This window comes from Sporolactobacillus inulinus (genome assembly GCF_006539285.1).
Lineage (GTDB): Bacteria > Bacillota > Bacilli > Bacillales > Sporolactobacillaceae > Sporolactobacillus > Sporolactobacillus inulinus.
Genome location: NZ_BJMS01000001.1, coordinates 16,482 through 29,716 on the forward strand (window position 1 = coordinate 16,482; position 13,235 = coordinate 29,716).

Annotated in this window: 9 protein-coding genes and 1 riboswitch; of the genes, 2 read left to right on the plus strand and 7 right to left on the minus strand. The window is 46.8% G+C overall.

Features of this window, described 5'->3' with window-relative positions; translation table 11 throughout:
* Positions 1-513 precede the first annotated feature (513 nt).
* Entirely contained in the window at positions 514-2,115 is a 1,602-nt protein-coding gene (locus SIN01_RS00080) for an AMP-dependent synthetase/ligase (protein WP_047035142.1), read from the plus strand.
* A 211-nt stretch (positions 2,116-2,326) separates the two neighbouring features.
* On the opposite strand, the gene SIN01_RS00085 is transcribed toward SIN01_RS00080, so the two are convergent.
* Both SIN01_RS00085 and fumC read right to left on the minus strand, forming a co-directional pair.
* Positions 2,327-2,551, minus strand: coding sequence for a helix-turn-helix domain-containing protein (locus tag SIN01_RS00085; protein WP_010026148.1), 225 nt, complete (start codon positions 2,549-2,551; stop codon positions 2,327-2,329).
* Positions 2,552-2,683: 132 nt separating this feature from the next.
* Positions 2,684-4,072 (minus strand): class II fumarate hydratase, encoded by a 1,389-nt coding sequence (gene fumC, locus SIN01_RS00090; protein WP_010026147.1) that lies wholly within the window; start codon positions 4,070-4,072, stop codon positions 2,684-2,686.
* Positions 4,073-4,292: 220 nt separating this feature from the next.
* Here fumC and SIN01_RS00095 point away from each other — a divergent pair, with 220 nt between their 5' ends.
* Positions 4,293-4,760, plus strand: coding sequence for a YslB family protein (locus tag SIN01_RS00095; protein WP_010026146.1), 468 nt, complete (start codon positions 4,293-4,295; stop codon positions 4,758-4,760).
* Positions 4,761-4,853: 93 nt separating this feature from the next.
* Here SIN01_RS00095 and SIN01_RS00100 read toward each other — a convergent pair whose 3' ends face one another.
* The 5 genes from SIN01_RS00100 to polX all read right to left on the minus strand — a co-directional run bounded on the left by SIN01_RS00100 (position 4,854) and on the right by polX (position 13,223).
* The gene (locus SIN01_RS00100; protein WP_029548259.1) at positions 4,854-6,086 is read right to left on the minus strand and encodes an aspartate kinase; all 1,233 of its coding nucleotides are present in this window, start codon (positions 6,084-6,086) and stop codon (positions 4,854-4,856) included.
* Positions 6,087-6,262: 176 nt separating this feature from the next.
* A riboswitch (Lysine riboswitch) is annotated at positions 6,263-6,462 on the minus strand.
* 61 nt (positions 6,463-6,523) lie between these two features.
* Complete coding sequence (uvrC, locus tag SIN01_RS00105; RefSeq protein ID WP_047035143.1) at positions 6,524-8,305, minus strand: excinuclease ABC subunit UvrC; 1,782 nt, start codon at positions 8,303-8,305, stop codon at positions 6,524-6,526.
* Between the two features lie 362 nt (positions 8,306-8,667).
* The gene (gene trxA, locus SIN01_RS00110) at positions 8,668-8,985 is read right to left on the minus strand and encodes a thioredoxin (protein ID WP_010027600.1); all 318 of its coding nucleotides are present in this window, start codon (positions 8,983-8,985) and stop codon (positions 8,668-8,670) included.
* 95 nt (positions 8,986-9,080) lie between these two features.
* A complete protein-coding gene (locus SIN01_RS00115; RefSeq protein WP_010027601.1) occupies positions 9,081-11,432 on the minus strand; it encodes an endonuclease MutS2 in 2,352 nt (783 codons plus the stop codon).
* A gap of 54 nt (positions 11,433-11,486) precedes the next feature.
* Positions 11,487-13,223 (minus strand): DNA polymerase/3'-5' exonuclease PolX, encoded by a 1,737-nt coding sequence (polX, locus tag SIN01_RS00120; protein WP_029548359.1) that lies wholly within the window; start codon positions 13,221-13,223, stop codon positions 11,487-11,489.
* Positions 13,224-13,235: the final 12 nt, after the last annotated feature.

Sequence of the window (13,235 nt, forward strand, 5' to 3'; positions counted from 1 at the left end):
AATGCCGTTCTGATAAAAAAATAAAGCGCTTACATTTGTTGATTTTACACGGAGCTGCGTGCGTTTGCAATATAAATGTGACGATTTTGTGAATTGTATCAGCGGACGCAGACCCTACACCTACTGAAACGCTCATTTATTGGAGGCCGCCTTTTCTGGTTTCCTGCCAAAACGAGAGCATCCGTAATCAAAATTAAAACCGCAATTGTTATTACTTGAAACTATCGGCGAAACGTAACGTATTTAGAAGTGCTATTAAAATCTAAACGTTTATGTTATTAATCCCCTCTCCATTTGGCAAAAGGGATTCCGTACGAAACACAAGGAGCAGATTCGTAATTTTTCAAAACCCACTCGTTTCACTTTACTCTAGAATAAAACCGATTGCGCAATGGGATGAACAATTGGCTGAGACAAATTGCTGAACGATCATAAATAACGAAAAGGTGAAGGAGCACTCATTTGAAAACAAAACAGTTGAACAACGCCACACGGTACTCTGATTTTCGAGAAATGATTTACGCAAGTGCAAAGAAATTCAGAAAAAAGACTGCCTTCCAAATAAAGATTAGAAGCGGGAGCTACCGATACGTGAGTTATGCTCAATTTAAACAGGGGTACAGGGCGGTAGGCACACATTTTCTAAATCTCGGCTTGCACGGTAAGCGAATCGCAGTCATCGGTAAAAACAGCTACGCATGGGTGCTGCACTATGCGTGTGCCGCTACGGTCGGTGTGGCGGTTCCAATCGATCGTGAACTGTCACCTGAAGATATGCATCAATTCATTGTCAGTGCCGACTGTGCCGCGATATGTGCGGACAAGGAGATCCTCGAACAATTAAGACCACTCATCAGCAGTCAACGATTACTTTTGCCTTTGCAGGATACCCTGCCAGCGATTGCTGAAGATGATACGCGCATTGACACAGTTCCGATTGCTGAAGATGAAATGAGTGTGCTTATTTTCACTTCAGGCACTTCAGGAAAGCCAAAAGGTGTGTGCCTTTCTCAAAGGAATATTTGCGCGAATATTTTTGCGACTTCACAAATCGTAAAAATCACGTCACGCGACAAAACACTTTCAATCCTGCCACTATGTCATACGTACGAATGCACATTGGATTGCTTGCTTATTCTTTCACGTGGTGCCTGCATTGCTTACGCCGACAGCCTGAATGCGATACGCCGCAATATTCTTGAATATCGGCCAACGCTTCTCGTCGTCGTTCCTGCGCTATTGCAACTTTTAGACAAGCGGATTCAAGCGGCTATCGCAAAAAATAGTCCGGCAAAGTATCAAGCAAAGCTCAAAACATCGTCACTCTCAATGGCGCTTCGAGACTTACCTGCGCTTGTAAGAATGGCAATTCGTCGAAAAGTGAAGAAATCGCTTGGGGGCAAAATTCATACATGCATTGTCGGCGGGGCAGATCTTCCCTCTGCTGTGGTCGAGGATTTTCTAGCACTTGGCATCAGAGCTTTACAGGGCTATGGGCTTACGGAAACAGCTCCTCTTTTGGCGGGTAACAATGATTTTTATTTCAATGCTAAATCAACTGGTGTTGCGGTCCCCGGCGTCGAATTGATGATCGACAGCCCCAATGAATCCGGTGTCGGCGAAATTCTTGCCAAAGGCGACAATATCATGCTCGGTTACTTTAACGATCCGGAGGCTACGGCCAACACATTCTGCAACGGTTATTTTCGGACAGGTGATTTAGGATTCATCGCTGAGGACGGCGCCCTGTATATCAAAGGGCGCATGAAGAATGTCATTGTCACAGCTAATGGCAAAAACATTTATCCGGAGGAATTAGAGGCACGCCTGTTAGAAAAAGAAACGATCAGTGAAGCACTTATTCTTACGGGGAACGATCGTAACGGAAGTATTTGCGTGAGGGCCAAAATATTCCCGAATTTAGATTGCGTCACCGAATTGGTCGGCCATCTGCCTGCCAAAGAAGAATTACAGGCGATGATAAAATCAATTATCGATGACGTGAACAACAAAATGCCAAATTATAAACACATCCGTATGTTTGAAATTCTGGAAAACGAGTTTGAGAAAACAACGACAAGAAAAATCAGACGATGCGGCATGAATCTCGTTTGATCGAATCCGGCAAACAAAGCGCATGCTATGAGGACAGCACGCCGCTTACAGAAAAGCAAGGCTAGTGCCCGTATTTAAATAGATAAAGTTCATCGCACCATCATTTATCAGAGAGCTTTTTAGCGCTGTCCCCTACTATACGCATAAAAAGTTCTCTATTTATTTTTAAATAAAAAACAACAGCCGGCCCTTATTCAGGAACCGGCAGCTGCTATAATTTGAGTTCTCCGAGTCTCAAAAGTTCGACAACCGCTTGGGAGCGTCCCTTCACACCTAATTTCTGCATGGTGTTCGAGATATGGTTCCGAACTGTTTTTTCACTGATGAAGAGTTCTTTTGCTATGTCGCGTGTTGTCTTGTCTTGAACGAGAAGTTCGAAAACTTCTCGTTCTCTCTTCGTCAGCAATGGTTTTGGACGGTGGTATTCTTCTTTCAAATTTCCCCCTCCTTGCTCAGCAGAAGAGCGGGCGGGAAAGGCTTTTAGTCACTTACAGTTTATGACGTGAGGCACGATGCGTGCGCAGATTGATTATTTTACGCAAAGTTACATGAAACGTTCTTGGGACGATTATTGGTGCGGGTGAACCATCTGCTCCGGTTTAACCAGTGCATCAAAAGCTTCACCGCTTAAAATGCCCAGTTTAATTGCCGCATCGCGAAGGCTGATCCCCTCTCGATGGGCTAATTTAGAAATTTTCGCCGCTTTTTCATAGCCGATCTTCGGATTAAGCGCAGTGACCAGCATTAAAGAATGATGCAGAAAATAATCGATTTGTTCTTTGTTTACCTTGATTCCTGCAGCGCAATGAGCGGCAAAGGAATGCATCACATCACCAAGCAGTTTCGTGGATTGGAGAAAATTATAGCCAATCACCGGTTTAAATACATTGAGCTCAAAATTGCCTTGACTCGCTGCAAAACCGATTGCCGCATCGTTTCCCATGACTTGAACAGCAACCATCGTTACGGCTTCGGCTTGTGTCGGATTGACCTTTCCTGGCATAATCGAGCTGCCCGGTTCATTCGCTGGAATTTCCAATTCGCCAAGTCCGCAGCGCGGTCCGCTCGCCAGCCAGCGCACATCATTGGCGATCTTCATCAAATCAGCCGCAAGTGCCTTTAATGCGCCGTGAGCGGCAACGACGGCATCATGACTGGTCAAGGCGTGAAACTTGTTCGCAGAAGCGTGGAATTTCTTGCCTGTAATTGTACTGATTTCCTCAGCAGCCTGGTCGCCAAATGATGCCGGTGCGTTCAGTCCGGTGCCTACCGCTGTTCCGCCGATCGCCAAACTCTTCAAATGATCAAGCGTATTTTCGATCAGCACCTTTGACTCCTTCAGCATGTACGCCCATCCACTGATTTCCTGTCCTACGGTCAGAGGCACTGCATCTTGAAGATGGGTACGGCCAATTTTCACGATGTCGCTGAATTCTGCGGCTTTTTGATCCAGAATGGTTTGCAGTTCATCCAGTGCAGGAAGGACATGGTCTTCAACCGCTTGAACAGCAGCGATATGTAAAGCCGTAGGAAATGTATCATTGGAGCTTTGTGCTTTGTTTACATCATCATTGGGGTGTACGTGCTGATCAATCCCTTTTGCCTTAAGAAGCTGACTGGCACGATTGGCCAGCACTTCATTCATATTCATATTTGACTGGGTTCCGCTTCCGGTTTGCCACACAACAAGGGGAAACTCTTCATCCCACTTTCCGTCAATCACTTCATCTGCTGCTTCCGCAATGGCTTCGGCTTTATCCGAATCTAGAAGCGTAAGCTTTTGATTGGCAATCGCCGCTGCTTTTTTCAGGATTGCGAAGGCTCGGACGATTTCCAGCGGCATTTTTTCCCATCCGATCTTAAAATGATCCTTGCTTCTTTGCGTTTGTGCAGCCCACAGACGTTCTGCAGGGACGCTCACTTCACCCAAAGTATCATGCTCCACTCGGTAGTTCATTCATCTCTCAATCCTTTCTTGTTACTGTCTTTAGTTTTGCACATTCGGCTGATTTTGTGAATCATTTCTTGACATGTGCTTGATTGTGAAACACAATTTAGAAGTTCTCCCCCTAAAAGAAAAAGACGAGAACATCATAAAAAATAAACTGTGCAGCGCATCATTCTTTCATAGTGAAACAGCGAAAAGACCGTTATAATAGTTTGTGGAGGGATAGAAGATGACGAGAAATGAAACCTGTCCACAGCCGGAGCACTACGGTGACGCGACCGTACCGGCTTTTGGTTATGAATTGATTCGAAATTTATTAATTCCAGAACTTCTGAACAAGGAAACTGCTCCGATCTTGTACTGGTCCGGTCGTAAGCTCGCCAGACGGTATCCACTCGAAAATGAGCAGCAAATCATCGACTTTTTTACTCGCGCCGGATGGGGGCATTTGCAGCAAGTCAGTCAATCAAAAAATAAAACGACGTTTGAATGCAGCTCCGCACTTGTTGAAGCGCGGATTAAGGATTTCCCGAACACAGACAGCTTTTCACTTGAATCCGGATTTATTGCTGAACAAATCCAGCATCAAACCGGCTGCGTCGCGGAAACCTATATGGAAGTGAAAAATGGTCGTCAAAAAAAGATTGTTTTTCAAGTGAAATGGGATGCAAAGGATCATGTACATAACAATGAATGATCTATTGCTCACAAAAAACAATCAAAATCCCCCGAGAATGGGTCACATCCTCGGGGGATTTTGATTGCACAGAATCGTTTCACCGTATTCGGATCAAAGGCTGACCGACTCTTCTTCCGACAAGTGGAAGGTTTCATGAAGTGTGTCGAGCGCCTCAATCAATTTAGCCTCATCAATGATCGTTGAGACTTTGATCTCAGATGTGCTGATCATTTTAATCTTAATCTTCTGGCTGGCGAGCGCATGGAACATTTCTGCTGCAACCCCTGGGTTAGAGGCCATGCCTGAGCCGACGATCGATAACTTGGCCAATTCCGATTCATAGATCAGCTGCTGATAGCCCAGTTCTTTTTCGCTTCCACGGAGAACATCCAGTGTCTCTTCCAAAAGTTCCTGATCAACGGTAAAGGACAGGTTCGTTCGCGCTTCATCAAGCACATTCTGCACAATGACGTCGATATTGATCTTTTTGTCTGCAATGGTATCAAAGACGTGCGAGACCGCCGACACATTATTCGGCAGTCCAAGCAATGTCACTTTGGTAACATTTTTTTCAAAAGCGAGCCCACGAACCGACTTACTCGTTTCCATTGATACTTCCTCCTTAATGACCGTGCCTTCCTCATCGGTAAATGAGGAGCACACGACGAGCTCAAGATGACTGTTTTTTGCATACTCAACTGCGCGCGGATGAAGGACGCCCGCTCCAAGGTAAGCCATCTCGAGCATCTCATCGTAACTGATTTCCTTAAGTTTTCGCGCCTTTTTCACGAAGCGCGGATCGGTCGTGAAGACACCGGTCACATCTGTGTATATTTCGCAGCGCTTAGCAGCGAATGCTTCGGCAATCGCTACTGCCGATGTGTCTGAACCGCCGCGGCCTAATGTTGTAATGTCGCCAGTTTCGGTGACGCCTTGAAAACCTGCGATGATGATGATTGAGCCTTCATTTAATTGTGGACGGATCAGGGAGGTGTCAATCGATGCAATCCGTGCATTTTCGTGAACCGCTTCCGTCTTGATTCCAGCCTGCCAACCCGTGTATGAGATCGCTTTATGGCCGCGTTCGTTCAGCACCATTGACAGTAAAGCAATGGTCACCTGTTCACCCGTTGACAAAAGCACATCCATTTCCCGTTTTGACGGTCGATCGGAAATCTCGCCGGCCATAGAGACCAACTGATCAGTCGTTTTTCCCATTGCAGAAACAACCACAATTACTTGATCGCCGGCTTCTTTTTTCCTAATGACTTTATCCGCTACCTTCTGCAGCCGTTCCACCGATGCGACGGAGGTTCCGCCAAATTTCATTACTGTTAAAGCCACCTAAATTCGCTCCTTTAAACGCTGACCGGCATTTTTCATTTCGCTTTTCCGGATCCTCTCTAGAGAAGCTTTGGGATCTCTCTGATAAGCGATGACTCCTTATTCATCAAGATCTGCAGTGACAAAAAGAACAGCGAGAAAATCCCCGCTGTTGAACAGTCAATCGTTTTTCAACATGCTGAGATAGTTCTCCACACTACTTCGTCAAGGCAAACGCCCCTTCAAGTGTGACAGCTCTGCATCTATTCAATGCAGGTCCAGCCCGGAACGGACATGAATCCGTTCCCGCTTCGGCAGACTCCCCTTTCAGACGCGTTCATAAAAGTTCATGCTTCTCGCGCGACCTACTGATGAAGACTGCTCCTCTATCACTTCAGATATTTGAAAAATTAAGTTAATGAAATTATAACAAACCTGAACCGCCGAAACAACACCTTTCAATCGTTCTGATCCAAATAAGTCCGCACCGATTCAGCAACTTTCTCCGGAAGTCCTGCCTCATGCAGTTCCTCTTTGCTCGCTTCTCGAATTTTTTTCATCGAACCAAATTTACGCAGCAGCATCTGTTTTCGCTGATTTCCAATTCCCGGAATATCATCAAGGAGCGAGTGAATCATCGCTTTCGCCCGAAGCTGGCGGTGGAACGTGATCGCAAATCGGTGTACTTCATCCTGAATGCGCTGCAGCAGATAGAACGCCTGACTGTTACGGGCAAGCGGAAGCGGCTGCGGCGGTTCGCCGACCACCAGCTGCGCCGTGCGATGCTTCTCATCTTTTGCCAATCCGGCTACCGGAATATACAGACCAAATTCATTTTCCAGCACATCAATCGCTGCGGACAGCTGACCTTTGCCACCATCAATTAAAATCAGATCCGGCAGCGGCCGATTTTCTTTAAGGAGGCGTCCGTACCGGCGGCGCACAACCTCGCGCATGGTCGCATAGTCGTCCGGTCCGTTCACCGTCTTGATCCGATACTTGCGATAATCGCTTTTCTTTGGACGACCATCTTCAAAAACAACCATCGCTGAAACCGGATCTGTCCCTTGAATGTTTGAGTTGTCAAAGGTTTCAATGCGGCGCGGTGCCGGCATATCAAGCGCTTCGCCTAACTGTTCGACAGCGCCAATGGTCCGATTCTCATCACGTTCAATCAGTGCGAATTTTTCTTTCAAGGCAATACGCGCATTTTTCACAGCCATTTCAACCAAATCTTTTTTTCGTCCCCGCTGCGGCTGAATGACATTGGTTTCCAGCATTTGCGCGATTAACTCTCGGTCAACCGATTGCGGAATCAGCACTTCTTTCGGCTTCAAATGGTTCTGATGGCTGTAAAATTGACCGATAAACGTTAGAAAATCTTCTTCCGGCTCCTGATAGAAAGGAAAAAGAGATACCTTCCGTTCAATCAGCTTACCTTGGCGCATGAAAAAGACTTGGACACACATCCAGCCTTTGTCAAAGGAATAACCGAAAACGTCACGATCATCCAGATCATTAAAAATAATTTTCTGTTTCTCCATGACCGTTTCAATATTATTGATCTGATCGCGCAGCTCTTTTGCCTTCTCGAAGTTGAGTTGATCGGAAGCTTCCAGCATTTCCTGCTTCAGTTTCTTTTTCACGTCCTTATAGCCCCCGCCGTTAAGAAATCGGGTAATCTCCTCTGCCATCGTCCTGTACGTTTCTGGAGGAATTTCGTTGACGCAAGGGGCTAAGCACTGGCCGATATGATAATAAAGGCAGACGCGGTTCGGCAAGGTACGGCATTTTCGCAGCGGATAGAGATGATCGAGAAGCCGCTTCGTTTCATTCGCTGCGGTGACGTTCGGGTACGGGCCAAAATACTTGCCACTCTTGCGATTGACTTTACGTGTGATGATCAGCCGCGGATACTTTTCAGAAGTTAATTTAATATAGGGATAGCTTTTATCATCCTTGAGCATGATGTTGTAACGCGGCTCGTACTTTTTAATCAAATTAATCTCTAGAAGCAATGATTCAATTTCTGATGAGACCACGATATATTCAAAATCGGCAATATCAGCAACCAGACGCTGTGTTTTGGCATCGTGAGACCCGCTGAAATACGAATGTACGCGGTTAAATAAGTTTTTCGCTTTGCCGACATAGATAATTTCGCCTTGGCTATTCTTCATCTGATAACAGCCCGGCTGTTTGGGAAGAAGGCTCAATTTTTCTTTAATTTTTTCATTTATCATTGATGATCATCCTTTAACTGCAGTTAGAAAAACCAACAAGCTCGAGCTTACTTCCGCAGGATGCGCCGGTTTTTTAATTTTCAGGCTGACGTTGGTTTGTAGCTTTGCGGTTGTGCATCAACGCTTCGGTTGCTCGCTTGCCGCGGGCAGTCCGGAAACCTCCTCGGCTCTTGGCAAAATGCCTGCGGGGTCTCCACCTGGCTTGCATCAACAAGGTGCAATCTCGCGGGCGTGCCCGAGCATATGAGCATTTGCTTCACAGGCTTTCCTCGACCAAACGCATAGACCTTGCAAAGAAAAGCCGGGGCGGCTTTGCGTCTGCAAATCGTCCCGGCTTCTTTGGTTGCATTCAGTTCGAATCAGCCGATGTGCTGTTTAATCCGTTCTGCCAGTGCTTCTTTCGGCTGGAAGCCGACAACTTTGTCAACCACTTCGCCGTCCTTGAACAAGAACATCGTTGGGATACTCATAACCCCATATTTGCTTGCTGTTGCTTGATTTTCATCAACATCCAGCTTCACAATTTTTAGATTATCCGCTAATTCAGAATCGACTTCTTCAAGAACCGGAGCCATCATTTTGCATGGTCCGCACCACGTTGCCCAAAAGTCGGCAAGGACAAGTCCCTTAGAAGTTTCATCCGTAAAATTTGCGTCGTTTACTTGACTAATCGCCATTTCAGAAAAACCTCCTTGATTAAATCAGAATGCCTTATGAAACAAAGTATAGCATGTGCAATGATTTGATGCCATTATTCAGCTTGAGCACTAAATCACTTAAATTCAACAACAGTGACACCGCTTCCGCCTTCGCCTTGCGACCCAAGTCGCGCGTTTTTTACGCGTGGATGACGGTCAATTAACTTGGTGACGCCTTTACGCAACGCCCCGGTTCCTTTCCCGTGAATAATCGAGACGCGTGCATAACCGGCCAGCATGGCTTCGTCAAGGTATTTCTCGACGCGTCGCATTGCATCCTCATAGCGCTCTCCGCGAAGGTCAAGTTCCGGTCGGACGGTTTGGGTGGCTGTTCGGACATTCACGACCGGTTTCGCTTGTTTCTTCTCCTTGATCCGTTTCAAATCATTTGCTTTCACATTCATTTTCAGAATTCCGGCTTGAACCAAATAGTCTTGATCGCTGATTTTGCTGACAATGTAGCCTTCCTGACCGAAGCTGATAATTTTCACCGTATCGCCGGGATGGAAACTACGGTCCAACTTCTGTTCCGGTTTCTTGACTTGATCGGAATCCTTTGGCTGCAATGAATCCAGTGCGTGTGCCAGCTTGGTTTTGGCATCAATGAGCTGATGTTCCTTTACATTGCCGCTGTGCTGGTAGTTACGCAGTTCCTCAATAATTTCTTCTGCCTCGCGCCGTGCACCGCTTAGTGCTCGTTCTGCCTTTTCGCGCGCTTTGTTAAGAATTTCTTCCTTTGACCGCTCCAATTCATTGAGCTTTTTGGTCAGATCCGCTTCACGCGCCTCAACTTCGAGCTTCAGCTTGCGTGCCCGCTCTTCTTCGCGCTCTGCGGTTTTTCGATTTTGCTCGAGTGAGGCAATCATTTTATCGACCTGATTCGTTTCCGTGCTGATTTGAAGCTTCGCGCCAGCAATGATCTCTGCCGGCAGGCCTAATTTTCGAGAGATTTCAAAAGCATTGCTTCGCCCCGGGACGCCAAGCAGCAATCGATAGGTTGGGCTCAACGTTTCGACATCGAATTCGACGCTGGCGTTCATCACGCCTTGCCGCTCGTAAGCATAGGCTTTCAACTCACTGTAGTGCGTCGTGCAGACAATCGTTGCCCCTTTACCATAAACCGCGTCTAAAATCGACATTGAGAGCGCTGCACCCTCCTGGGGATCGGTTCCCGCACCAAGTTCGTCAAAAAGAACAAGACTGTTGAAGTCTACCCGTTTTAAAATCGTAACAATATTGGTCATATGTGAAGAAAAAGTACTGAGGCTCTGCTCAATTGACTGCTCGTCGCCAATATCAGCAAATACTTCACGGAACACACTAGCTTCTGATCCTTCATCAACCGGAATTTGCAGCCCGGACTGGGCCATGAGCGTCAGCAGTCCTGTTGTTTTCAATGAAACGGTTTTCCCGCCGGTATTTGGTCCGGTAATGATCAGTGCGTGTGTGTGCTCATCAAATAGAACATCAATCGGAACGACACGTTGGCGATCAATAAGCGGATGGCGCGCTTTTTTCAACCGAATAATCCCTTGATCGTTCAATTTCGGACGCGTCGCCTTGATTTCGTGCGCATAACCGGCTTTGGCAAAGATAAAATCCAATTGCGCCAGTGCTTCTATATTCTCAAGCATCACTTCCGCGTACTCGGAGGTTTCCTCAGAGAGCACGCGTAAAATCCGTTCGATTTCATGGCGCTCCTTCGCCCGTGCTTCACTCAGTTGATTGTTCAAATCAACAATTGCCTGAGGTTCAATAAATAATGTCGCTCCGGAGGCAGATTGGTCATGAACAATACCGCCAAACGAAGCGCGGTACTGCTGTTTCACCGGAATGACCTGACGATCGTTTCGAATGGTTATCAGTGTTTCTGAAAGCATTTTTCCGCTCGAACGGACGATGTTTTCCAGCTTTTGTTTCACACGGCTGTCACAGGTACGAATCTGTCCGCGAATATGTCGAAGCGCGGGACTTGCCGAATCCATGACGCCGCCTTGATCATCAATCGCACGACGAATCTTTCGTTCTAATTCGCCCGGAGGATCAATCGTTTCCGTGCACTCCTGTAAAATGGGGAGCTCGAGTTCTTGATCCTCAATTAAATTCAAAATAAACTTCTTCATCAGACGAGCGCCGCGAATCGTGTCGGCGAGGTCAATTAACTCTCTTGCTTGCAGCAAACCACCGATTTTTGATCGTTTGAGTGCCGGGCGAACATCGGTAATGCCGCCGAATGGCACGGAACCTTTGAGACGCAAAACGGTTGTCCCTTCATCGGTTGCCTCTTGCATTTTTATGACTTTATCTAAATCTCCCGATGGTGTGAGCTCATGGATCAGTCCTTTTCCAAGTGATGAGGCCGTATGGTGCATTAACTGTTGTTTAATTTTTTCATACTCGAGAATTCTTAGTGCGTGTTCGTTCAATCATGACATCTCCCTCAACTTGAGGTTGTTTCTTTATCGAGTCTCGTGCAAAATTCATTGATCCGTTGCAACTGTTGTACCGGATTTTTGCTGCTGTAAAAAGGACTTTAACTGTGCTGCGCTCCATGTGTTCAGCACCGTTTGCGGTCGAATCCCCGCTCGGATAGCCGTGTCAACACCAAGCGTCATGTCATTCATCATCTCCATCGAATGACTGTCCGTATCAATGGCAATTTTTACTCCTGCATCCTGGACCTTGCCCAGCCATTTCGCGGATAAGTCCAGTCGGAATCGGCTAGCATTTAATTCAAGCGCTGTTCCCGTCTCTTTTGCGAGTGCGATTAACCGCTCCACATCAACAGCATAACCGCGCCGTTTGCCAAGCAATCTGCCGGTTGGGTGGGCAATCAGACGGACATAGGGATTGCGGCAGGCGTTTTCCATCCGTTTCATGATCTGGCTCTGACTCTGTGAAAAGGAAGAATGAATCGAAGCAATAACGAAATCAAGCTGGCAAAGCACATCATCCGGATAATCCAGAGACCCGTCCGGCAAGATATCCATTTCAACGCCTGCGAAGAGCGTGAAATCATCAAAGCGCGCATTGATTTTCTCAATTTCTTCGCGCTGGCGCAACAGTTGCTCGCTGCTTAGTCCATGAGCAACACGCAGGGAACGCGAATGATCGGTCAAACAAGCATAGGCATACCCCTTTGCCCGCATCGCTTCAGCCATTTCAGCGATCGTATGCGCCCCATCACTCCAAGTCGAGTGCATATGCAGATCGCCTTTAATCTCAGACAAGTGAATCAGAGGTAGCGGCCCTTTCTGCGCCCAATCCAATTCATCTTTACCCTCGCGTGCTTGCGGCGGAATGAAGCTGCAGCCAAAGTCGCGATAAATCGCGGACTCCGTTGTGAATGTGCGTACTGAACCGTCCTCGCATTCAATCCCATATTCGCTGATTTTTTCATTGCGCTCCTTCGCTAGACGGCGAAGCAGAACATTGTGTTCCTTTGACCCGGTAAAATGAAGCAGCATCGAAGCATACGTTTGTTTCGTTGCATAGCGAAAATCGACCGATACGTGATTCGGATCATCTAAGATGACGGTCATCTTCGCTTCGCCTTTGCCGACCACCTCATGTATCGGCAATTCTTTCAACAATTGCTCCGAGACGAACTCAGGATCATCGGTTTCAATAACGAAATCCAAATCCTTCATCTTTTCCTTCGTGCGTCTCAAACTGCCTGCCTTTGAAAAGCGAGCGACAGCCTTAATGGATTGAAGAATCTGTGCCAATTGTTCCGACACGTCGAGCATGTAAGGGAGTGCAAGTTGTGCCGGACGCTTTTGTTCATTTAAGGATTGAAGGATACGTTCCTCACTTTTCTCTCCGAAACCGGACAGTGCACGCACCTTCTTTTGTTCACAGGCGGCTCTCAAGCTGTTCCGATCGACTACGCCCAGTTCTCGATACAATTTGCCGATCTTTTTCCCGCCAAGCCCGGGTAAACGCAGCAAATCAAGCAGCCCGCTCGGAATCTCTTTTTCGAGTGCCTGCAGCACCAATGATCTGCCGCTCTTCATCAGTTCATCAATCACCATTGCCGTTGATTTGCCGATACCCTTGAGCTTGCTGACATCCTCAATTTCATCCATCGACCGCGGATCATTCTCAAGCGCAAGTCCGGCACGATGATAAGCGGCAACTTTGAACGTATTCTCACCCTTAATTTCCAAATATAATGCAATCGTATCTAAGTGTTTGATAATTTGTTTTTTATCCACAATCGTCACCCT